Here is a 22,152-nt window from a genome sequence, read left to right as displayed (position 1 = left end):
TATTACGTCAGAGCTATTGTGCCTATCTTGACATAATTTTCTGAATGGCTAGGAGGGCCTGGCTGAGAATCGTCGCGGCTTCGTCCAGGTCGGCGTCACGGGTGAATTTCCCTAAACCAATCCGGAGGGAGCCTTCAATGGCTGAGTCGGATAAGCCAATGGCTCGCAGGACATGGGAAGGGGTTTCTACGCCGGAAGTGCAGGCGGACCCGGTGGAGATGGCTAGGCGATCGCGCACTCGGGCGATAATGGCACTGTTGGGAATCCCAGGAATGGAGATATGTAGGTTTCCGGCGAGGCGATGGTCGAGGTCGCCGTTGATGTGAAGTTGGGGGATGTTGGCTTGCAGGATGGACTGGAGGCGATCGCGTTGACGCGCAATCCGAGATTCGTCGGCCTCCATTTCCAGGGTCCGTCGGCGGGCCGCTTCTCCTAAGGCGACAATCCCCGGTAGATTGAGGGTTCCCGGTCGTTGTCCCCGTTGCTGGCCGCCACCGTAGAGGAGGGGGGTGAGGGGGGTTTGGGGACGCACCACTAAGGCGCCACAGCCTTGGGGTGCGTAGAATTTATGACCGGAGAGGGCCAGAAAGGTGATTCCCCAGTCGCGAAATTGGAAGGGGAGTTTTCCAACGGCTTGGGAGCCGTCGCAGAGATAGGGGACTTGGTGGGTTTGGGCGATTTTGGCGATCGCCTCCACGGGATAGATGGTCCCGATTTCGTTGTTGGCGGCCATGACGCACAGCAGGTCGATTCCTTGGCCACAGTAGCGGTCAATTTCTTCTAGGTTGAGTTGTCCAGTGGCGCTGGGGGTGAGATAGTGGAGTTGGGCCTGTCCCCGTTGGGCGATCGCCTCGCAGGTATCGAGAACGGCTTTATGTTCGAGGGGGTTGAGGAGGATCTGGAGGGGGGTGTCCCGCAAACATCCCTGAATGGCGAGGTTGATGCTTTCCGTTGCGCCGGAGGTGAAGAGGATATCCCGGGGAGATGCGCCGATGAGGGTGGCTAGATGCTGTTTGGCGGTTTTGACTTGTGCGGCCGCGCGATCGCCGTAGGGGTGGTCGATGCTACTGGCGTTCCCGAAGTGGTGGGTGAGGCTGTCGGTCATCACGTCGATGACGCGGGGGTCAACGGGGGTGGTAGCGTGGTAGTCGAGGTAGATGGGAGGCATGGATAGGGGGTAGGCTAGACTAGGTAGGGATTAATCATCCTCGAAAGCCAGGTCAGGTCATGGATAAACAACAGGTTCTGGCGTTAGTTCAGTGTCATCGCGATCGCCTGGAGGAGTTTGGTGTGAAAGCCTTGTTTCTCTTTGGTTCTGTGGCGCGAGACGAGGCGACGGCGGAGAGTGATGTCGATATTTTGGTTGAGTTTCATCATCCCGTGGGGTTATTTACCTTGCTGCGCCTGGAGTCGTTTTTAGAGGAGCTTTTTGGCTGTTCGGTTGATGTGGGAACACCCAATTCACTGCGGCCTTATGTTCGTGATTCGGTATTGAAGGAGGCGATTCGTGCCATCTAGGAGTTTTTTAAGACGACTTCAAGATGTCGTCGCTGAAATTGAGGTTATAGAAAGCATGACTCAGGGTTTAACCTACCAACAGTTTTCGGATAATCCCCAGGTTTTGCGTGCTACTTTGTATAGCATTGCTGTAATTGGCGAGGCAATTTCAAGTGTAATTAATGATTTAGAAGCACTCGATTCAAGCATTCCTTGGTTTCAAATTCGAGGACTCCGTAATCGTGTTATTCATGAATATTTCCAAGTTGATAGTGAGGTCATTTGGGAGACGCTACATTCAGACTTGCCGATTCTAAAAAAATCTCTAACAGATATTTTAGAGTCCTATCCGTCTGCCTAATAGTTGTGATTTGGGTAGTCCTGAATGGTAATGGTAGTCGTGTATAATAGAAATTGTACACTGTTTTGATAGACCAATGAACTGTCCAAAGTGCCAATCTACCAAAATCATCAAATACGGGCACACTCATTATGGTAAAGCTCGATTTCGTTGTCAGGACTGTGGACGACAGTTTGTTGAAAACCCAACTCGACAGCCGATCGACGAAGCCACTCGTCAATTGATTGATAAGTTGTTGCTTGAGCGTTTGGCTCTGGCTGCCATTGCTAGAGTGACCGGGGTATCCGAGCGTTGGCTACAGATGTATGTTAATCAAAAGTTTGACAACCTCCCTAAACAGGTTGAAGTTTCTCCCAAAAAAAGGGTCTTCCGGGTTTGAGGTGAAAAGTGTATAATAGTAATACTAATCTAGGACAATAAAAAGATGAACTTTTTGATAGAAGAATTAGTGAATTTACCCCAGGTGCGGGTTGAAAATGTAGTCCGGGAGGGTCAAGTAATATTTTTAAAACTTGGCTTTAAAGATGACGAAATTGTTTGCCCTCATTGCGGGAAAAAGACGGGCGAGTTGAACCAAATACGAACCGTGATGGTGAGAGACTTACCGATTTCGGGTCAACTCGTTTATCTGAACATACCACGGCGTCAGTTCTACTGCAAACATTGTCAAAAATATTTCACAGAAGAGCTGGATTTTGTTGAATCTGGACGAAGATTCACAAAGCGGTATGAAGAATACATTTATGATCGAGTCATCGCTAGTAGCGTCGAGTCCGTCAGAAAAGAAGAAGACTTATCCTGGGATCAGGTAAATGGGATTCACCAGCATTTGTACGATTTAAAAAAAAAGAGCTGGGGACAAGTCAAAAGGTTGGGGTTAGACGAGATAGCCAAACGGAAAGGGCACAAAGATTTTGCCACCGTGGCGAGCGATCTAGATCAAGGGAAATTGATAGAAGTTATTGACTCTCACCAGCAAGACGAAATTGCTGAAATTCTTATGCAGCAGCCTTTAAAGGTCAGGGAAGCGGTCGAAGAAGTCAGTGTAGATATGTGGGGGGGATTTCCAAAGCTCATCAAGAAAGTATTTCCTAATGCCAAGATTTCTATTGATAGATTTCACGTCATGAAAGCGGTGAATGACAATCTTGATAAAATCCGGAAGCAGACTCGATTTAAGGTGAAAATAAGAGGAGCAAAATGGGTGTTACTCAAAAATAGAGAAGACTTAAGTAATGAGCAAATTGAAAAGCTAGATCTGGTGTTGAGGCAGTCCAAAAAATTGCAAAAAGCTTACCAATTGAAAGAACGTTTTAGAGAGATATAGCACAAGACAGAACACTTAGGACGTATAATGGAGAGGACGAGATGACTAAGAAGACCAAAAATGCCAGCCCCCTATAGTTACGACCTCAGACAAAAAGTTATTGATGCCATTGAACTAGACGGTATGCCCAAAACAGAAGCCAGTCAAGTTTTCCATGTCAGCAGGAACACCATTAATCTCTGGCTGCAAAGAAAAGCACAGACCGGAGACTTCCTCCCTAAACCTCATCACCGACCTGGCAATAACCACAAAATTACCGACTGGCAAAAATTCAAGGCTTTTGCCCAAGAGCATGGCGACAAAACAGCAGCTCAAATGGCTGAACTTTGGGATGACGACATCTCTCCTCGCACCATATCCAGAGCCTTGAAGAAAATTGGCTTCACCAGAAAAAAAAACTTACGGCTACCAAGAACGTGATGAGCAACAGCGAGAGGAGTTTATGGCTCAGATTGAACAGATGGAGCCGGAAGAAGTGGTCTACCTCGATGAAGCCGGCATGAATAGTCAGGACTCGGATTACCCTTATGGTTACTGCGAGGAAGGAAAACGCTTCCATGCACTCAAATCAGGGAAGAGGCAGGGCAGGGTAAGTATGATAGCCGCATGGTGTCATCAACAACTCTTAGCTCCCTTTAGCTTTGAGGGTTGTTGTAATCGGATAGTGTTTGAGTTGTGGTTGGAGTTCATCTTAATTCCAACACTGAAGCCAGGTCAGACTCTAGTATTGGACAATGCAACGTTTCATAAAGGGGGGCGGATTGCTGAACTGGTGGAGGCAGCTCAATGCCGTTTACTCTATCTACCACCTTATTCGCCAGACCTCAACAAAATAGAGAAATGTTGGTCGTGGCTGAAAGCCCGTATTCGCCACTGTATTGAGCAGTTTGATTCTCTCCATGATGCCATGGATTCCGTTCTCAAATCTGCGTCCTAACCACCTTGACTAATGCTATATATGAGAACACGCAAGATCGAGACATTGCCAAGAAGAAATTTGAAGAATGGTTGCATGAAGCACGCCATATTTATGGTGATGCTGTTAAGACAATTCGTAATCACCTTGACACGATATGTAATTATTTCTTAAGCCGAACAACTAATGGTGTAATGGAGGGAATCAATAATCGTCTTAAACTGATAAAGCGTCAGGCCTATGGCTTTATGAATTTTGAAAATATGCGCAGGCGTTTTCTATCTTGCTTTACTTGATAAGTTTATATTATAACCCTACATCCAGAAGACCCCAAAAAAAAAGAAAACTGACCCTTCAGCTTGATGAAATGTGGTCTTTTGTTGGTAACAAAGATAACAAAGTCTGGGTCTGGCTCGCTATTGATATCGAGACTCGTGAAATTGTTGGGGTCTTCATTGGGGATCGTTCTCGAAAATCAGCGCAGCAGCTTTGGCAATCATTGCCACCAGTTTACCGCCAGTGTGCCGTCTGTTTCACAGATTTTTGGGAAGCCTATGAACAGGTAATTCCTAATAAACGACATCAAGCTGTGAGCAAGGACTCAGGCAAAACGAGCCGTATTGAACGTTTGAACAACACCCTACGGCAGCGTGTTGGACGACTAGTCCGGAAAACCTTATCATTTTCCAAGAAATTGAGTAATCATGTTGGTGCAATCTGGTACTTTGTGCATCATTATAATGCCTCACTCTGCGGTTGACTATTACCATTCAGGACTACCGTGATTTGTTTATATTCTAATTTTTTACATTATCTAAAGGTTGAAGATTCTCGTCTACATCAGGAAACTCATCCTCAATTTTCGAAAAACTCTTGAGTAAAGATAGTAAAGAGGTCTCAGAAGGAATATCAGAAACAGGCTGAATCACCAAGAGAGAACCCTGTTTACGTAATACAACATCTTGTTCACTCATAGCAAACTCAGGTGGTATTCTTAACACCTGTTCTGACCCGTCTTGAGCTATTGATGTCCGGTACTCCTGTGTCATGGTCTGACTCCCAATACTTCTAGAGCTTTCTTCCCCTATTTTACCTCAGCTTCAATCAATTCGCCAAACCCTCGAAACTCCTCATCCAAAGAATAGAACGAGTTGCGAAGTTGAAAGGGGAGTTTTCCAATGGCTTGGGAGCCGTGGTAGAGATGGGGGATATGGATAAACAACAGGTTCTGGCGTTAGTTCAGTGTCATCGCGATCGCCTGGAGGAGTTTGGTGTGAAAGCCTTGTTTCTCTTTGGTTCTGTGGCGCGAGACGAGGCGACAGCGGAAAGTGATGTCGATATTTTGGTTGAGTTTCATCATCCGGTGGGGTTATTTACCTTGCTGCGCCTGGAGTCGTTTTTAAAGGAGCTTTTTGGCTGTTCGGTTGATGTGGGAACACCTAATTCACTGCGGCCTTATGTTCGTGATTCGGTATTGAGGGAGGCGATTCGTGCCATCTAGGAGTTTTTTAAGACGACTTCAAGATGTCGTCGCTGAAATTGAGGTTATAGAAAGCATGACTCAGGGTTTAACCTACCAAAAGTTTTCGGATAATCCCCAGGTTTTGCGTGCTACAAGCAAGAGGACAATCTGGAAGTCGCTGCACCGCACCATAGCAATTATTCTTTATGACTTTTCTCTGTCACCTTGTCCCCGAATCCGGTGCGTTCCGGCTAGCTTGATCTTGTTACCAAAAATCCAAAACTGAACGAAGCCGGGACACACCCTACCCCGACTAAAAACAAACATAATCTAACAGTTTAATATTTCAGCAGTAATTTTTTCAACAATTATTTCTGAGATTATTGCTATATCTATTCAGATAAAACATACCCTTTGCACTCGGTTGAATTTCTACCATAAAAAGCTCGCCAAATCGTTCGATGAGGATTTAAGACAATGGCGAACTGCCAATCTTGGCTAAATAACCTTCGTTGAGTTGTTTGGTCTGTACCTGACATGAACACATCAAGACTATTTGGATGTGTATGATACCACCCTATAATTTGTAGGTTTGGATAAATTCTATCAACTTGATTTAGCATCTCTCTCCAAGTTTCATGAGTCACTTCTAAATAAGCAGCAGAACCCCTAGCTAGACTTCCGTTTACTGCCTGTTCTGCCATACCATAAATAATATTAGTTTCCGGGTTTTTATAAACTGTACCCAGAAGAATACCGCCTTGCTCCACTTGATTTGAAGTGCTATATTTTCCCCAAGAAATATGAGATGCTATGGTCTGAAAAGCTTCTTTAGTCAAGTAAAATTCTTGTTGCATTGATGAGTTGTGTCCAATCCTGAAATCTGAATCCAATCTTCTATTAATTTTAAGATCTGTTTTTTCCCTTAAAATTGGTGTGTAAGCAGGCTTTTGCTCTTGGATTGTAAATTTAATTTTCCGAGACAATTGAGCAGACTGGGTAGATCTATTAGATTGTTCATCAACGTCTTGAGAGTCAAAGTTTGTCTGATAACTAATCGAGCTACCAGGCTTAAACTTATGTGAGGGCAGATTTATTCTATCTGTTGGATAGTGTTCCGGATGTTCACGTTTGTCTTGGAGATACCACTCAAGGGCCTCATTGTTTGCAATTTTACTTGTGTTTTCTTTGATATATCCCTCTTGATAAATAAGGGACTTTGCAACTTTTAGTAAATAGAAACCTAAGGATACTCCTGAAGTCCCACTTAAATTTGTTTCCTCATAATCTACCCATCTTATTTTCTGAATCTGAAGAGGTGGTAAGATCATTGACGACCAACGAGAAAGTGTTGGTAGTGTGAAGTGAGGATGATAGAGACAAGGAAAATTAGATACCAAGACAATATCAGGATTCCGACTGAGTTTTATCTTTAGTAATTCATCAAAAGAAATATCAGTCATTTGACAATTTTCTTTTCTTGATATTAGATCAACTTCTGGAGCTTCCACTTTAAACAAGAAGCCTCGATAAAGACTAATTACATTACCAGGCATTAAAACATAGCTTGAAAGATTCATTTTTACATAAAAATTAGCTTCATCTTGAATAAATTCTAGAGCCGGAACTAAAATACTAGGAATTTGCTGTCCAGTCTGAAACGGTTGATTAGGCTGTTGACTCATGGTAACTAGTTATTTTGAATATTGAATTTTTTATGGACACTGCGTTGAATCCTGAATTTAGAGTGGGTCGGATCAGGTAACGCTGTTTTATCACAGGGAAACAAACCACTATTTTTTTTGCTCAAGAACCACTGGTTAGCATCACGGTTAGCGGGACTTTCAGGATTTGTAATTTCTAGATCAAACTGCAAGGTGCGAATCAGACGAATCACATAATGTCCTAGTCCTTCGGATAAAGACCAAGTTCCATAACACCAATTGCCATTCCTATACCAGTTGGGATGATATGGAGGTGGAACTGAAGACATATTGACTAAGGGTGGCGTATTGGGATAGTTTTCAGGAAGTTCTAAAACCAAGTCATGTTGATTCCGATAGCGCGGCGATGGATCAATAATTGTCCTGATATTCACAATAACTTCATAACTTTCAACATGTGGTGCAACTCCTTTAAGAACATTCCAGTCAATGACACTGCCTTTAATATTTGTCATTTCTTTGAAGTCATTTTCCAGGCGAATTTTACGTCTCTCTTGTGGTGTCATATAGCAGTCCTAAATCAGTTGTAACATGTATAATAGAAAGATGAGACCCTACCCAGATGGAGGCATCCAGAAGACATTATGACCATTATCGATGAACTAGATGATTTTATCGAAAACACTCAAAATGCTCAAGAAGTCAAAAGAGCTTTAGCTGTAAAAATGATTTTGACGGGAACATCTTATCATGAAATTGAAAACCTCTTGCAGGTCTCCCACAGTTTTATTAGTAAGTGGAAAAATCAGGCTCTTTTTCATGGAGTAGATAGCTTGAAACTTCAATACAAGGGGAGTAAAAGTTACTTGAAACCTTCCTCCAGGGCGGTGGTGATTGAATGGCTAAGGGAACAAGATTATTTAAGACTCGGGGATTTAAAACGATATTTAGAGCAAGAGCATAAGGTGGTATATGCATCAGATCAAAGTTACTATGCCTTATTCAAAGAGTCCGGTATAAGTTGGAAGAAAACACAAAAAAAGAACCCTGCTAAGGATGAAAAAAAAGTTAAGGCAAAAAAAGAAGAAATTGAAAGAAAGCTAAAAAAGTGGGAAGCAGAAATAATGGCTGGAAAGCTTGCGGTGTTTATGATTGACGAATGCCATCTTCTTTGGGGAGACCTGTTAGGTCATGCTTGGGGACGAACAGATACTCGTTTAGAAGTTCCTATTCAAAATCAGAAAAATAGACAAACTTATTACGGAGCACTGGACTATCAAAATCATGAGTTTATTGTTAAAGATTATTTAGCTGGCAACACAGAAAATACAATCAACTTTATCAAGTATTTACGAAAACAAAGACCGGGTCAAAGATTGGCTATTTTTTGGGATGGTGCTAGTTATCATAATTCTGAAGAATTTCAGGAATATTTAAAGCAGGTCAATGGAGAGTTACCCGAGGATAAATGGCTGGTTCATTGCACTAACTTTGCTCCCAATGCTCCTGAGCAAAATCCGGTGGAGGATATTTGGTTACAAACCAAAAACTTTATCCGGCAGTTTTATCATTTATGTACTTCCTTTAAAATGGTTAAGGGACTATTTAAGTTTTTTGCCGATGGTCAAATATTTGACTTCCCTAAACTATCCTATTATGGAGTTTTGCCACAACTGAGTTAGGACTGCTATAGGTGTCATTATTAAAAACCCCTTGATTTAGTTTCCAGCATCAGTCGCAGGTACAACACGAATTGTATTCTGGTCTGGTTCTTTCACACCAGATTCAGAAAAGGTTGCATTTGGACGAATTTGATTTCCACCTTTAATTGCCAGACTGTAACCTTGTGAATCGGGTTCAATGAAACTGGCTGAAATGAGTTCGGCAACAGCTTCTTGACCCGTAATGCTATCATCCAAAGTTACAGTCAGTTCTCGCCCATCGGTCGGATGGATGAATTTTACATTAATATCTGCCATCTTACAAGTTGTCCTCACAAAATTAGATTACTTCAGAAAACGGGTCATCCATAGATAACTCGTAATACTTGTAGTTTCCTGCGTCATCACAGACTGCTAATATATGACGATAAGGAATGCCAATATCCCATAAAGTCATCTCCAAGATATGTTTCTCTGTTTTAGCCAAGCTAAAAGTTGGAACAGTTGATCTGGTAGAAGGTTTGTCACTTAAGTCTTGATTGAATTTGACATTATTTGACCTACAAACCTCACAGATAGTTTCGGTATCAAAAATCCTGAAACTTGGCTTGTTTAATTTTATATCAACTCCGCACGATTTGCAAGATACCGACTTAATAAATGTTCGATCTCCCCGAAAGTCTAGTGTCGCGTTACATCCAGAAAAATGATTTTCTGAAACAACTTCTAAAAAAGTTTTTAAGGTCACAGAATTTTTTAAAGGCAATGATATAATTTCGGGGTAACTATCATGACCTGTGCAATTTTTGTTTTCAACTAAACTGATTATATCAAAATCATTTGTTCGACCTTGAAAGTAAATTTTTTTTCCACTTTTGACGGGTTGTTTTGTTAAAAGCTTAACTGCCTCCTGAACTTGAATAGCCGAAACTAGAGATGATGTTATCTGGACAGTCGGCATTTTTCCCTCACTAATAACGGTACGCTTAAAGTCATCACAAGAATATCGCTTTCTGGCTGCTTTTAACTGTTGCTCGGTTGCACCACATTGATAGCAAGGAACCTGAGGTGGTGTAAAAACGCTGACATGTCCTCCTAATTCATAGATTCCCGCATCAATCCAAGGAGTTTTCACCAAATAACATTTTTTGTTGATGGCAAATCTAGTTTCTACATTATCTAAACATCCTAACACCAAATCAACATGTCTAAATATTCCTGTTCCCAAGTCCCAAACAGCATCTCCATGAAACCAGGATACTTTTGCACTATCTTCCAAGGCTAAGTTTTTAGTTCTTTGAGCCGCGATTTTCGCTTTGTATCTTCCTTTGTCGCCACGGCGAAACAAAATCGTGCGGCTCAGGTTGGAAGTGGAAATCGTATCGAAATCAACAATATATATATGACCCACTCCTAGCAGTGCCAAATTCTTCAAGGTTTCATTACCAATGGCTCCAGCCCCAAAAACTAAGACTCTTGAATTTCTTAGCTTCTGTTGATCCCAGCCCCGAATACGCTCCTGACGATCAAATGGATTGTCATCAATTTCTATAATCTCGTTAACCAAAAAGTTTTTTTTGTCATTCATGATAATATGCTTTTACCAAGTATAATCACAAGACTTACATTTCCATCCATCATCAGCTCTGATAATATTGCCAGGTTTATCTTCGGATTTCGTTTTACAGTAAGGACACTGATGAGGCATGGTTTCTATGATATTCTTAAATTTTTCTGTTCTTCTAGAATTTGTAAAATTAACTCTTCGTACTACGGGCTGACTGGTCTCAATTATCTCAAATTTTTTTCTTCTTGCTGGCTGCGTGCGGGTACTTGGTCGAGGGGTTTCTAATGAATAAAAACTAGAAGATTGTGGTAAGTTTGGGGTATTTCTGCGAGGAAGAGAGTTACTATGATTGTGTTGGTTATCTCTGAAAACAGGTTCAGATGAAAAAATTTTAACGAAAAAGTTTCTGGCTTTCCTGTAAAAACTGACAGCAGTGTCTATCAGGAATTCAAATAAATCGTCTACACCGCTCATAGGGTGCATCTCAGTTAGGAGAGTGAGTAAATATACTCAATGACAGTGCTCCTCAAAACCGTTCTTCAATCACGATTATAATAGAGGCCTTGTCGACCACCCTTGAGCCATGAATCCTGAAAAGCAGGCTGAACTCAAACAGCATCTTGACGCAATTGCCAAACTTCTCTACGAGGAAGCTGACCCAGCTGAACTGACCACCCTCGAAGGAATTGAGAAAAACGTTCGGGCCCAAGCCCAGAAACATGTCTTGCCTCAACTGGGGGTTTTTTTATCAACGCGGCGACAGACCGACACAGCGGAAAACAACGCACCCTAACTAGCATCCTGGGGCCAGTGACCCTGACAACAGCTCAAGCTCAACAACTACAAGTGAAATCGCGAACTCGTTGGAGTCCTTATTTTTCCAAGTGTTGTGCTCTCGTCAGTGCTAACGCCTCTTACCAAAGAGCCGAAGAAGATATTGCCATGCTGACTGGGGTGAGCATCTCCCACAGTACGCTCCAACGCTTGGTTCAGCGAGAGGACTGGTGTGAGGTCGAGGTGAGTGAACCCATAGAAGAACTGAGCCTCGATGGTGGGATGATTCGCCTGAGGACACAGAAGGGTCAACCGGGTCAGTGGCGAGAATATAAAGCCTTAAATGTCCACGGCCATGGAGGTGTAGCCTTTTTTAAAGACAATCAGGGACTCATTAGCTGGGTGAATCAGAGGCAGTTAGCCGCGCTTTTGACCTGTCTCGGAGATGGTCATGATGGGGTCTGGAATATCTTTGAGTCGATCGGGACCCCAGAGCAACGTATCGAAGTGCTTGATTGGTATCATCTGATGGAGAATGCTCATAAGGTACAAGCCACAGCCGCTCAGCTGTCGCGGATACGAGCCCGGTTGTGGCGAGGGGAGACCCGTCAGGTGATTCGCTATCTGCGCCAAGAGCGATGTCGGGGAGCGACAGGATTTATCAACTATTTGAAGCATCATTCTCACCGCCTCATTGACTACCAGGCTTGGCAGGAAGCCGGACATTCAATTGGTTCGGGTCGGGTCGAGTCCTTGGTCAAACAAATTGGACTCAGGGTGAAATTGCCGGGGGCACAATGGCTAGGGGAGAATGTGCCGAAGGTGTTGAAGCATCGCTGTGCGTACTTGAATGGGGACTTTGTAGCTTAATCACTCCCGGTATACCCATTTATCCTGAGTAAATATACTTAGTCTCCTAACTGAGATGCACCCCGCTCATAACGCTCTCTTCACAGTACAAATGAGATTAAATTTTGCTTTGTACTGCTACAGTTTTTTGGGAGTACTTAGATTTTTTAACTAGTTCTGTTGATTTTGATTAAGCCATTGTATTTTAAGCCATTGCATTTTAAGCTTGGTTGAGCAATTACAATTACAGCTTCCCATTTTATTTTGCCCCTGTCAAGTATTATTTTGTTTGCAATTTTTTAAAAAAAAGTTTAGTATTGTTTTGAAATGTACATTATTGTTGGTGACAAATAAATAATTGTTATGTATAATACAAACAATGTAGAGCTATTAGGGTTTTCATGGATCTTGAGAAAATGTTAAATCTTGCAGATGAGCTAGTTTACCGTCAAACAGGTCGGCATCTTGACGACTTACAAGTGGCCGTGCTGCAAGGAGCGCTACAACGAGAGACTTATAAAAAAATTGCTAAGGATTTTGATTGTTCGGAAAGTACAGTAAGGATTGCAGGGTCTGAGTTGTGGCGAATTCTTTCTCAGGCTCTGGAGGAGGAAGTGAGTAAGTCAAACTTACAGTCCGCAATGGAGCGATGGCAATATTCAAATGTCTTAAACTTTGCACAGAATGTCCGTGGCAGTTTTAATATCTGTCGTGAAGGTGAACCGTCTATAGCTAGCCAGAATTTTTCGCCAGAAAGTCATGAAAACATAACATCAGACGCATCAGATAAATCGCTTGACGATCAACATGTGAGTGAAATGCCAGACTGTAGCAACTTCTATGGACGCAAGGTTGAACTAGAACTACTCAAAACCTGGGCTTTAGAGGAACACTGTCGCCTGATTGCGCTAACCGGGATTCCGGGGATTGGGAAAACAAGCATAGCTGTCCAACTGATTCATGAACTGGAAGATAAATTTGAAAAAATCATCTGGTGTAGTCTGTACTCTATGCCAAGGCTCTCAACACTTCAACATCGTTTACTGCAGTATCTATCTTCTTCTATTTCGATTAGAGATATAGACATCTCACAGATTCTTTATGCTTTGCAAAAAAAGCGTTGCTTGATTGTATTGGATGATATTGATTTTTTATTTCAACCAAATCAATTGTCGGGAACGTACAAGAATGAACATCAGGAATATTGGCATTTTTTTAAAGCTTTAGAACACGGGTCTCATCAAAGCTGTATTATTTTGGTTGGATGTGAAATGCCCAGAGAACTTCTAACCTGGATTTCCTCAGGCTCCCGAGATAGATTTTTGCAAGTCTTGGGCTTAGATGATCAATCTGCAAATGATATTCTCATAAACCATGGATTATTAGACAGCGGTGATTATTTGAAGCACCTCATAGAATTTAAAGGTCATCCTTATTGTTTGAATAGTGCAGCAAATCTCATTAAAACTTTAGGTATAAGGGTAGAAGATATTCCCGAAAATTATTGTTTCTTGACTGAAGATATTAAAGACTTATTCCGTCAGCAGTGGCAAGTATTATCGCAATCTGAAAAACTGATGATTTATAAATTATGTCATAACTCTCATCCTCAGACCCTGAAAGTTATTTTGCAAGATGATAATTTAGCTGATTTGGATTTGATTAATATTCTACAATCTTTGTCGAGACGTTGTTTAATAAACCAAGTCAATGGGTTTTACGAAGTAAATCCTGCTTTTAAAAAATATATCCTATCTGAGATAAGCGCTTGTCCGGAAATCTAAGGCAAAATTTAACTTGACTCTATTTTTTAAACAAATAACTTGCGGTGTGTCACCTCTACCGAGGGATTGCAATCTTGCATATATTGTAGCCATTCCCAACTCACCCAGTTTAGTAAAATCCCATGGTTCACCTGAATGTAGTTAATCCATTCAGGATGAAAGATGAGACGCTCAAACTGGCTTTTGTTCGGTTTATCAAAACAATAGAGTGGCTTAATCTCATCAAACTTGGCTATCGCCAGCTTAGGAATTTCTGTATCAACACCATGGTTGATATCAATTCCTTGGAGTTCATCCTTAAAAAACGGTAAAATCAAGCGAAAAGGAACATAACGCTTTAGGTATTTCACGATTCCGTCGATATCTTGATGTCTGATTTTTTTGCGAATCTGATTGATATCATTCACACTAGGATGGCTGGAACTCTCCCCGGCTTCTAAATTCAGGTCTTCTAGGGTTCTTACGATTTTGTCTTGGGTTCCAAAGCTGAGATAATGAATGTTAGCGGGATACCAGGCGATGACTAGCATCTCAACGACTAACTCCTGAAACTCGACAGAATATGAACTGGCAAAGCCACTAGACTTAAGTTTCGATAAAATTGCCAAAAATAATAGATATTTATAAGATGTTGTTCTATTTTTAAACAATTTAGATAGAGCGACGAGATTTAAATCTTGATAATTCTGATACGAAGAATTTGGGTTAAGGTTAGACATGAATTTGGGTTTCTTAAATTGAATGTTATTCGTAAGCGACCGGTTCATACGGCTCATCATAGCGAATCACCTGACCTCGGAGGGGCTTATCTTCCGAGTCCAAGGGTGGAGAGGATGAGACGCACATATCATGTTTAACAGTCTGTAAAATCGCTTCAATAATCAGGATACGCTCCTCGATTGTGGTTCCTTCCAATTGACTTAGAATATCAGTTTTGTTCATAGTTGGCTTCCTTCAACGTCAATAATTATCCTTGATTCCTGACCTGGTAATACCATCTTTTGAGAACCTTGCCAGACACCTGAAAATGGGGGAGGGCGAACAGCCGTTCGCCCCTACAGCCATATCTGCTACGAATGTATGAAAATTGGTATCAAATCCCTATTTCTTGATTCTTCGATAACCGCGTCAAGGTATTGCCCGATCGCCCATCAGAACAGCCTATGCCTCTAGTTTGAGTTTGGCACAACCCGCTCACCCCGTCTCAGCAAAGCGCACCCGCCGATAAATCTCCCCAAGCGGGAGTTCCACATCAAAGCGAGGTAGACTAATCGCCCCCTCCAACCCCTCCAACGCCCGAAACTCCCATACCCCCTCATCCCGACGAGAGAACTGCTCAACATACGGCTCCTGCTGACTCACCAGCAGATACTCGGCAAAACTAGGAATCGAGCGATAGCGGCGGAACTTATCCCCCCGATCATAAGCCGCCGTAGAGGGAGACAACACCTCCACAATCAGCGTCGGATTGAGAATCTCATCACTTCGCTGTTCCTGAAACACCGGTTCCCCCTCCACCACCATCACATCAGGATAGGTGGCGCGGTTGTACTGAGGCAACCACAAACGCAAATCACTGCTGTACAGCCGCAACGGACTATCTCGCAGCAAAAAGCCCAGCAACACCACCAAATTCACCGTAATCGTATTATGGGCCTCAGAACCTCCCGTCATCGTCACCACCTCCCCATCTCGATATTCATGACGCTCCAGGGACTCCGCCTCAAAGCGTCGATAGTCCTCCAGACTGTAGCCTCGACGCACTTCTGACGTATCCACCTCAATCACTGGGGGGGATGTTGCTACAACCATGGTCTCAACCTCTCAACATCACAACACTGGCTCTCACCCTCACAGACTTCTATTCTAAAGTATCCTCATCCCGCTCCGGCTGCGCCAAATGCTGTAACTTCTCATATAAGGCCGATCGCACCTCAGAAGGCGTAAACGGGTTAATCGGCTCATGCAGTCCCACATCCGGCCCTCCCGTCTCCTCCTCCATCTCAATCGGTTCCGCCTCAGGAATCTCCTCCTCCGGCCGCACCACCCCCGGCAAACTCCCACACATCAACCGCTCAAACTCACCATTAAAATGTTGCACCGGCGTCCCCCGCCGTTGCCATAATCCCAATAACTGACTCACCGAAACCCCCTTATAACGCCCCTGATATAACGCCTCCAGAATCGCCAGACGCAACCAATCCGGGGGAATCTCCTGTCGCCAGCGTTCCACAAACCCCTCCGCCGTCTCCCCCCCCAAATCGAAGCCATAATACTTCAGGAGAGCGATCGCCTCTCGTAGTGCTACCTTATCCGTAGAATCCCGCACCAATGCTTGTCTCAACAGTTATGAACAATCCACTCAAACAACCATCTCAACCCTAGCGAGTACACCGTAACCCTCCTCGCACCGCACAACGTTCGGGATTACTAAACGATCGCGTATTGCCATTCCAATCAAAATCACTAATCCGTAAACTCAACCCCCCAATCTCCTGTTGTGGATTGACAAAAAGGGTAACCCCATAGGTCCGGCGACTATATTCCAGAGTAAAGTTAGTACTAAAATTCTCCCCCGAATCCAAATTAATCGCCGTTTGCACCCCCGCCCGAAACGGTCCATAAAGCTGTTGCACCAAGCCCAAGCGTAACACCCTTGGGTCCACAATGCGGTCAAAGAAGAACGGCGACTGGCCCGAGCCCAAGGTTTCCGAATACTCCACATTCAGCGACGTATAATCCAAAATATTACGAGAGAAATTGCCAAACTGCGCTAGCACCCCCACCGTTCCCTGTAACGACGTTTCCGAATCCCCACTACTATAAAACCCAGCAATGCCCCGAGCCGCCACATAGGCCTGGACAAAAGGAACCACCGGAGTCGGCGTGTACCGTAACCCCTCCTCCGCCGTCGGCGGTAACGCCTCCCCTTGCCAAAGAGTAAACCCCCGTCGCAACACCACACTCCCCTGATAGCGCGTCAGAGAAACTCGATTATTCTCCCGAACCGGCTCCAACAAACTTAAATCATCCGTATCCGACTCAATCCGGTTCACCCCAACCTGATAATTCAGAGAAATCCCCGTAGAACCTAACAGATATTGAGGCGACGCCAACACCAACCCCACACTACTATGCACCGTCTGAAAGCCCAACGACCCATTAAAGAGACGATCGCGGAAACTATATTCCCCCGTCAGAGTATGGTCCCCAACCAACTGCGACAGCCGCGCACTGGCCCGTAAATCCTCCTCCGTATCAAACTCCCCGAAATCCAGACTCAGCAGCTCAGCATCAGCTCGTAACGTCGTCGTCGGCGAAAACTGTCCCCGGGCCCGCACCACCGCCCCAAAATTATCTAACTTGACAAAATTGCCCTCATTAATCGCCTGTTCCACAAAATACTGAGGCGTCACACTCAAAGAGAACTCCGGCGTTTCCACCAGATTAACCCGTCGCTGTAGAAACACCCCTCCCCGATCGCGCCCATCATAGCCAATCTCAAAAAACGGATCTTGGCGTTCCCGGCGATCGAAAATAAAACGCCGTCGAGGAATCCCAATCGAAAAATTATCATCAAACACCAAACGCGGCCGCTCCAGGCGCAACTCCTCCCGCAACGGGTCCAAACTCCGCCAGCGGGCCCGATCCGCCCGAATCTCCAACTCCGGCGGCGAAAAAGGGTCATTAGTAATACTCACATCCTCCGCTTCCCAACCCTCCGGGGTAAACATCACCTCCCCCGCCTCGAAGCGGAAATTATTAATCGTCCCCGCACCTCGCGCATCCTGAAACCCCGGGCCACCACCGACCCCCACCTCAACACTGCTCCCAGGACGCACCCGCAGCGGCTGCTGCTCCCGAATCCGATTACTCTGAGGCGCATCCGTCAGCCCTCGCGCATCCACCGCCACCGGCAACAGGGTACTATCGGGCATCTCAATTAAGCCCACCTCCTGCCCTGTGGCACTCTCCAAGCGAGTTTCACTGGTCACCTCTCCCCGGGCCTGACGAATTTCCCCCGTTTGTTGCACAAAGTTATAGCGGAACTCCTCCCCCCGCAGCAGTTGTCCCGGCAACGTCAGAGCCACATTTCCCTGGGCTCGGGCCATCCGCGTCAGCAGATTCACCTCCAGGCGATCAGCATCCAGCACTGAATCCCGGTAACGCATCACCACATTACCCACAGCCGTAAAAATCTGCCGTTCCACATCAAACTCTTGGTAATCCGCCGTTACTTCAATCGGCGTTTCCAATTCCAGGGGTTCCTGTAGAGTTTGCCCATTCACCTCAGGGGTCGCCTCAGGAGTCCCTTGAGCCAGGGGTTTCTCCGGCACCCACTCCAGGGGACTAACCTCCTCGCTGACCTCAATCTCAGCTTCCACCATCAAACTCTCCCCACCTAGGGACTTCAAACCTAACTCAGAATGGACATCTGGACTCAACTCTGGCGGAGCGATCGCCGATCCTTCCCCGGCCAGGCCCAGCATTTCCCCCTCCATAGGGGACAACATCGGCAAAAACTCAGCAGAATCCGATGATTGCAGGTGTTCCTGACTCACAACATCAACCATCGGAGGTGGGGGGGGCGGATACGCCGGATAGATCATCTGACGAAAGGCACAGAGGTCATAACACAGATAGCAGGGGGGGGTCGCAAGCCAAGCGGCTCATGGCAGATGCGTTGACCAGAGTACCGGCTCAGGTCCCCAGACAGCAAGGGGGGTGCGAGTAACCCGCACCCCACCTCTGCTGTATCTCTTCAATCCACGTGAGCGTGATTCATGCCAGTTTTGCCTAAATCTCTACTCAACATCCCGGCGACCGGGGTTACGAGCCGGATCACTGGAGAGGAATCCAAAGACAAACAAGAGCACGAAAAAGGCGACAACAGCGTAAACGACGATTTTAAGGGCTACCATGATTGAACTCCGAGGGATTTACAAAAATACTTTTGACGGCCGGTCGCGATCGCGCCTACCGCACTAAAACCGTATTCCATCTTACCGTTAATTTGCCCGTTCCCACTGGCGATCGCCAAACTCACTCCCCATATCTTGACAATTCATACTCATTATGAGTACAATTTAAGAGCAACCATCAAGATTTGAGGTCATCCCCTGTAAATCTGTAAATCTCCTGACAAATCCCCTTAGCCTTATCCCCGGACGGGCTAGTCATCATGAGACTCGAAGACATCCCCATTTCCCAGATTCGCCGTCCCCTGCCTCGGGCCAACGACCCCAAGAAAGTCAAGGCTCTCATGGACTCCATTGCCGAAATAGGTCTTCAGGAACCCATCGAGGTTCTGGAAGTGGAGGGACAATATTACGGATTTTCCGGCTGTCATCGTTACGAAGCCTGTCAACGACTCGGCCATCAAACCATTCGTTGCCGAGTGCGTCGCGCCCCCAAAGCCGTCTTACAAATGCACCTGGCTTAACAGGGCCACTCTCCCTCTATCGATAGTCCCCCGAGCCTTGTGCTTCCCACCTTTGATAGAGACAGTCTCCCCCCAAATTGGATACACTTTGAACGAGGAGGGACTTTAGGTGTAATGCCTAAAACCCGGGAATTTCTTCCCCTCACCTCGACCCTTTCCGTTAACCCATCGTTAGGAGCCTACTCAACCTTATGCCCACCATGCCCATCGAAATCGGTATCGACGAGACATCCCGCAAAGCCATTGCCGAAGGACTCTCTCGCCTCCTGGCTGATACCTACACCCTCTACCTCACCACCCACAACTTCCATTGGAACGTGACGGGCCCCATGTTCCAAACCCTTCACACCATGTTCGAGCAGCAATACACCGAACTGGCCACCGCCGTCGATGAAATTGCCGAACGCATCCGCACCCTCGGCTACGCCGCCCCCGGAACCTATAGCCAGTACGCCAAACTCACCTCCATCGAAGAACCCGACGGCGTTCCTTCCGCCAAAGAGATGATTGAACAACTGGTGAAAGCCCAAGAAGCCGTCGTGCGCACCGCTCGTAGCCTCTTCCCCCTCGTTGAAGACGCCAACGACGAACCTACCGCCGACCTCATCACCCAACGGATGCAAATCCACGAGAAAACCGCCTGGATGTTGCGTAGCCTCCTCGAAGGCTAAGGCCCAATCAGCCAATTCCCTGACGGATGACCAGACTTCAAACTCCCCCTGAATCCGCCACCCATCGAACTGACCGCCTGCGGGCCCTTATGGCCCAGGCGGGCATTTCCAGTTTTCGGGAACTCAGCCGCCGCGCCGGCGTCTCCCAATGGCAGGTACGACAAGTACGAACCGGGGCCCTCTCAAACCTACGTTGGGGAGTTCTCTGCCAACTGAGTCAGGCATTGAACCTAAGTCCCAGTCAGTTCGTCGCAGTCCTAGAGCGAGAGCCAAACCCAGCAGCGGCTCAACCCAGTCACTCTGATGAGGAGCGGGAGTCCCTCAAACAGGAGTATCAACGGTTGCAACGTCAACTGAACCAACAATCGCAACACCTACGACAGGAGTTTCAGCGGGAGAGTCTGGAGCGCCTGGAGTCCTTTTTGCGCTTTTGGTACACCGCCGCCGCCATGGTTCAGCAAAATCCGCAGCTTCCTGCTAAAAATCTTTTGCCCCTCATCCGTCCCGTGGAACAGTTATTTGAGGATTGGGGGCTAATTCCCATTGGCGACGTTCAGGCGATTGTCCCCTATAACCCCCAGCAACATCAACTGAAACAGGGAACCGCAACCCCCGGCGATCGCGTCCGCATCACCCATCGCGGCTACTATCACCGCGAGCATCTTCTCTGGCGGGCCCAAGTTGACCCCTTGCCCCCTCACCCCGGTCAACCATGAGCCTCAACGAACTCCAGCAGCATCGACAATGGATGCAATACGCCCTCAACCTAGCCCAACAGGCTGGAGAAGAGGGAGAAATTCCCGTCGGGGCCCTGGTCGTCGATGCCCATAACCAACTCATTGCCAGTGCCAGCAATCGCAAAGAGCGCGATCGCGACCCCACCGCCCACGCCGAAGTCCTAGCCCTCCGAGAAGCCGGCCACCGCCTCAATAGTTGGCATCTCCAGGGCTGTCGCCTGTACGTCACCCTCGAACCCTGCCCCATGTGTGCCGGGGCGATCGTGCAATCTCGCATTAGCCAACTCATCTACGGCGCTGACGACCCTAAAACCGGCGCTATCCGCACCGTCGTCAATCTTCCCAATAGTGCCGTTTCCAACCATAGCCCCCAAGTCGTCGGTGGTATTCTGGAGCAAGCCTGCCGTCATCAATTACAAACCTGGTTTGCCCAACGTCGTCAACTGAACCTTGCCCCTCAGACAGCCCAACAAACTGGCTGAGTCTCAACGCATCTCCTGGCCAGATGCCCGTAGCTTGAAAATAACTCAGTTTTCAACGCTCTCAACCCGAGTGGTTCCCAGAACCTGGCTCCGACTCCCCTCTGTCGTTACCTCTCCCACCTATGACTCAGCTTCATCCCTCCCCCAAACCGGATACCCAGGCGCCAGTCAACACCATCTCCAACCACGTCGCCTCCCGAAACTCCATGTCTTCTCCGGTTCGCTCCACCTCCGTCTCCTCCAAAGTTTCCCCCTGGCTCACCGCCATCCTCTACCCCCTCGCCCGCTATCTAGTCCTTCCTCTGTACTTCCGTCACATCCAGATCCAAGGCCAGCAGCACCTACCCCAGTCCGGGGCCATCATCCTCGCCCCAACCCACCGCTCCCGTTGGGACCCCATCCTCGTCGCCCATTCAGCCGGTTATCCCGTCACCGGGAAACATCCTCATTTCATGACCTCTGCCAATGAAACCGAAGGCTTACAAGGGCTTTTGGTACGTCGTTTAGGAGCTTTTCCCGTCGATTTAGGTCGGGCCGGCATCGGCAGTTTGCGCCATGGCTTAGAATTACTGCGGAAACAACACATGCTAGTGATTTTCCCCGAGGGGAACATCTTTTTTATCAAACGCAACCGCGAACCGTCCCAACCCGACCCTGAACAGGTGTATCCCATGAAACCCGGCTTAGGGCGTTTAGCCGTTCAAGCCGCCCGCAGCGATCGCCCCTCAGATCTAGCCTCGGGGAATTCACGACTCCATATTGTCCCCATCAGCCTGCGCTACAGCAGCGGAACCCCTAGCTTCCGCTGTGATGTCTCCATCGAGATCGGGGAGGCGATCGCCGTCCAACCCTATCTTAACGACGGCAGTTCCAAACAAGCCGCCAAAGCTCTCATGACCCGCGTCAAATCGGCCCTCGTTGACCTTCACCAGCCCCTAAGCCAATAACCCCTTGTCT

At 46.4% G+C, this 22,152-nt stretch carries 27 protein-coding genes and 1 pseudogene; 16 read left to right on the top strand and 12 right to left on the bottom strand.

Translation table 11 applies throughout. The annotated features are described in order from the left end of the window. Positions 1–22: 22 nt before the first annotated feature. Complete coding sequence (locus NEA10_RS07020; RefSeq protein ID WP_252664617.1) at positions 23–1,168, bottom strand: cysteine desulfurase family protein; 1,146 nt, start codon at positions 1,166–1,168, stop codon at positions 23–25. A 59-nt stretch (positions 1,169–1,227) separates the two neighbouring features. Between NEA10_RS07020 and NEA10_RS07015 the strand changes: the two genes are divergently transcribed. From NEA10_RS07015 to NEA10_RS06985, 7 genes and pseudogenes are all read left to right on the top strand, one after another. After that, positions 1,228–1,518, top strand: a complete 291-nt coding sequence (locus tag NEA10_RS07015) for a nucleotidyltransferase family protein (RefSeq protein WP_159786739.1) — start codon at positions 1,228–1,230, stop codon at positions 1,516–1,518. Then, the gene (locus NEA10_RS07010; RefSeq protein WP_374111856.1) at positions 1,508–1,858 is read left to right on the top strand and encodes a HepT-like ribonuclease domain-containing protein; all 351 of its coding nucleotides are present in this window, start codon (positions 1,508–1,510) and stop codon (positions 1,856–1,858) included. Before NEA10_RS07015 ends, NEA10_RS07010 begins: the two co-directional genes overlap by 11 nt. Positions 1,859–1,934: 76 nt before the next feature. Then, the gene (locus NEA10_RS07005) at positions 1,935–2,237 is read left to right on the top strand and encodes an IS1/IS1595 family N-terminal zinc-binding domain-containing protein (protein WP_252664615.1); all 303 of its coding nucleotides are present in this window, start codon (positions 1,935–1,937) and stop codon (positions 2,235–2,237) included. 45 nt (positions 2,238–2,282) lie between these two features. After that, positions 2,283–3,185 carry an ISL3 family transposase gene (locus NEA10_RS07000; RefSeq protein ID WP_252664614.1) on the top strand — a complete coding sequence of 301 codons (903 nt, stop codon included), beginning with the start codon at positions 2,283–2,285 and terminating at the stop codon, positions 3,183–3,185. 60 nt (positions 3,186–3,245) lie between these two features. After that, positions 3,246–4,122 (top strand): IS630-like element ISAtsp1 family transposase gene (locus tag NEA10_RS06995; RefSeq protein ID WP_252664613.1). Its coding sequence is split into 2 segments (ribosomal slippage): positions 3,246–3,575 and positions 3,577–4,122, totalling 876 coding nucleotides; the frame shifts between segments, so codons are not numbered across the junction. 5 nt (positions 4,123–4,127) lie between these two features. Further along, positions 4,128–4,397 (top strand): transposase, encoded by a 270-nt coding sequence (locus tag NEA10_RS06990; RefSeq protein ID WP_445164667.1) that lies wholly within the window; start codon positions 4,128–4,130, stop codon positions 4,395–4,397. Between the two features lie 35 nt (positions 4,398–4,432). After that, positions 4,433–4,861: pseudogene (locus tag NEA10_RS06985) on the top strand (IS1 family transposase); the annotation flags it as partial. 37 nt (positions 4,862–4,898) lie between these two features. Here the strand turns inward: NEA10_RS06985 and NEA10_RS06980 are convergent. After that, the gene (locus NEA10_RS06980; protein WP_252664612.1) at positions 4,899–5,150 is read right to left on the bottom strand and encodes an AbrB/MazE/SpoVT family DNA-binding domain-containing protein; all 252 of its coding nucleotides are present in this window, start codon (positions 5,148–5,150) and stop codon (positions 4,899–4,901) included. 161 nt (positions 5,151–5,311) lie between these two features. Between NEA10_RS06980 and NEA10_RS06975 the strand changes: the two genes are divergently transcribed. Further along, positions 5,312–5,602: a nucleotidyltransferase family protein gene (locus NEA10_RS06975; RefSeq protein WP_252664611.1), complete on the top strand. Its 291-nt coding sequence runs from the start codon at positions 5,312–5,314 to the stop codon at positions 5,600–5,602. Between the two features lie 353 nt (positions 5,603–5,955). Here NEA10_RS06975 and NEA10_RS06970 read toward each other — a convergent pair whose 3' ends face one another. Next, positions 5,956–7,248 (bottom strand): MPN domain-containing protein, encoded by a 1,293-nt coding sequence (locus tag NEA10_RS06970; RefSeq protein WP_252664610.1) that lies wholly within the window; start codon positions 7,246–7,248, stop codon positions 5,956–5,958. A gap of 5 nt (positions 7,249–7,253) precedes the next feature. Beyond that, a complete protein-coding gene (locus tag NEA10_RS06965; RefSeq protein ID WP_252664609.1) occupies positions 7,254–7,793 on the bottom strand; it encodes a ubiquitin-conjugating enzyme E2 in 540 nt (179 codons plus the stop codon). Positions 7,794–7,871: 78 nt separating this feature from the next. On the opposite strand from NEA10_RS06965, the gene NEA10_RS06960 reads away from it, so the two are divergent. Next, positions 7,872–8,909, top strand: a complete 1,038-nt coding sequence (locus NEA10_RS06960) for an IS630 family transposase (RefSeq protein ID WP_252664608.1) — start codon at positions 7,872–7,874, stop codon at positions 8,907–8,909. 36 nt (positions 8,910–8,945) lie between these two features. Here the strand turns inward: NEA10_RS06960 and NEA10_RS06955 are convergent, their stop codons facing one another. Together NEA10_RS06955 and NEA10_RS06950 are read right to left on the bottom strand one after the other, a co-directional pair. Then, positions 8,946–9,206 carry a hypothetical protein gene (locus NEA10_RS06955; protein ID WP_087708953.1) on the bottom strand — a complete coding sequence of 87 codons (261 nt, stop codon included), beginning with the start codon at positions 9,204–9,206 and terminating at the stop codon, positions 8,946–8,948. Positions 9,207–9,228: 22 nt separating this feature from the next. Further along, complete coding sequence (locus tag NEA10_RS06950) at positions 9,229–10,476, bottom strand: HesA/MoeB/ThiF family protein (RefSeq protein WP_252664607.1); 1,248 nt, start codon at positions 10,474–10,476, stop codon at positions 9,229–9,231. A gap of 562 nt (positions 10,477–11,038) precedes the next feature. Here NEA10_RS06950 and NEA10_RS06945 point away from each other — a divergent pair. Both NEA10_RS06945 and NEA10_RS06940 read left to right on the top strand, forming a co-directional pair. Beyond that, positions 11,039–12,099, top strand: a protein-coding gene (locus tag NEA10_RS06945) for an ISKra4 family transposase (protein ID WP_252664606.1) whose coding sequence is annotated in 2 segments (ribosomal slippage) — positions 11,039–11,195 and positions 11,195–12,099 — 1,062 coding nt in all. Because the reading frame shifts where the segments join, the coding sequence is not laid out codon by codon here. A 380-nt stretch (positions 12,100–12,479) separates the two neighbouring features. Beyond that, positions 12,480–13,862, top strand: coding sequence for a helix-turn-helix domain-containing protein (locus NEA10_RS06940; protein ID WP_252664605.1), 1,383 nt, complete (start codon positions 12,480–12,482; stop codon positions 13,860–13,862). A 26-nt stretch (positions 13,863–13,888) separates the two neighbouring features. Here NEA10_RS06940 and NEA10_RS06935 read toward each other — a convergent pair whose 3' ends face one another. The 6 genes from NEA10_RS06935 to NEA10_RS06910 form a co-directional block, all read right to left on the bottom strand. Further along, positions 13,889–14,470 carry a hypothetical protein gene (locus tag NEA10_RS06935; protein ID WP_252664604.1) on the bottom strand — a complete coding sequence of 194 codons (582 nt, stop codon included), beginning with the start codon at positions 14,468–14,470 and terminating at the stop codon, positions 13,889–13,891. A 136-nt stretch (positions 14,471–14,606) separates the two neighbouring features. Further along, a complete protein-coding gene (locus NEA10_RS06930; RefSeq protein ID WP_252664603.1) occupies positions 14,607–14,804 on the bottom strand; it encodes a hypothetical protein in 198 nt (65 codons plus the stop codon). A gap of 252 nt (positions 14,805–15,056) precedes the next feature. Beyond that, a complete protein-coding gene (locus NEA10_RS06925; RefSeq protein ID WP_252664602.1) occupies positions 15,057–15,674 on the bottom strand; it encodes a Uma2 family endonuclease in 618 nt (205 codons plus the stop codon). Positions 15,675–15,723: 49 nt separating this feature from the next. Continuing rightward, entirely contained in the window at positions 15,724–16,206 is a 483-nt protein-coding gene (locus NEA10_RS06920) for a hypothetical protein (protein WP_252664601.1), read from the bottom strand. A gap of 37 nt (positions 16,207–16,243) precedes the next feature. Beyond that, complete coding sequence (locus NEA10_RS06915; RefSeq protein WP_252664600.1) at positions 16,244–18,436, bottom strand: DUF3769 domain-containing protein; 2,193 nt, start codon at positions 18,434–18,436, stop codon at positions 16,244–16,246. 231 nt (positions 18,437–18,667) lie between these two features. After that, entirely contained in the window at positions 18,668–18,784 is a 117-nt protein-coding gene (locus NEA10_RS06910) for a photosystem II reaction center protein I (RefSeq protein WP_252664599.1), read from the bottom strand. A gap of 260 nt (positions 18,785–19,044) precedes the next feature. Here NEA10_RS06910 and NEA10_RS06905 point away from each other — a divergent pair, with 260 nt between their 5' ends. The 5 genes from NEA10_RS06905 (at position 19,045) to NEA10_RS06885 (ending at position 22,142) form a co-directional block, all read left to right on the top strand. Beyond that, positions 19,045–19,305 (top strand): ParB N-terminal domain-containing protein, encoded by a 261-nt coding sequence (locus tag NEA10_RS06905; protein ID WP_252664598.1) that lies wholly within the window; start codon positions 19,045–19,047, stop codon positions 19,303–19,305. Between the two features lie 200 nt (positions 19,306–19,505). Further along, positions 19,506–19,976 carry a Dps family protein gene (locus NEA10_RS06900; RefSeq protein WP_309494765.1) on the top strand — a complete coding sequence of 157 codons (471 nt, stop codon included), beginning with the start codon at positions 19,506–19,508 and terminating at the stop codon, positions 19,974–19,976. 26 nt (positions 19,977–20,002) lie between these two features. Then, the gene (locus NEA10_RS06895) at positions 20,003–20,692 is read left to right on the top strand and encodes a helix-turn-helix domain-containing protein (RefSeq protein ID WP_252664596.1); all 690 of its coding nucleotides are present in this window, start codon (positions 20,003–20,005) and stop codon (positions 20,690–20,692) included. After that, on the top strand, positions 20,689–21,195 hold the full coding sequence (gene tadA, locus NEA10_RS06890) for a tRNA adenosine(34) deaminase TadA (protein ID WP_252664595.1): 507 nt from the start codon (positions 20,689–20,691) through the stop codon (positions 21,193–21,195). The genes NEA10_RS06895 and tadA overlap by 4 nt, the downstream gene beginning before the upstream one ends. 122 nt (positions 21,196–21,317) lie before the next feature. Further along, positions 21,318–22,142: a lysophospholipid acyltransferase family protein gene (locus NEA10_RS06885; protein ID WP_252664594.1), complete on the top strand. Its 825-nt coding sequence runs from the start codon at positions 21,318–21,320 to the stop codon at positions 22,140–22,142. The last annotated feature ends 10 nt before the right edge of the window (positions 22,143–22,152 follow it).

The organism is Phormidium yuhuli AB48 (assembly GCF_023983615.1).
In the GTDB taxonomy this organism is placed as follows: domain Bacteria; phylum Cyanobacteriota; class Cyanobacteriia; order Cyanobacteriales; family Geitlerinemataceae; genus Sodalinema; species Sodalinema yuhuli.
This window is presented reverse-complemented; position numbering and strand designations above follow the sequence as displayed.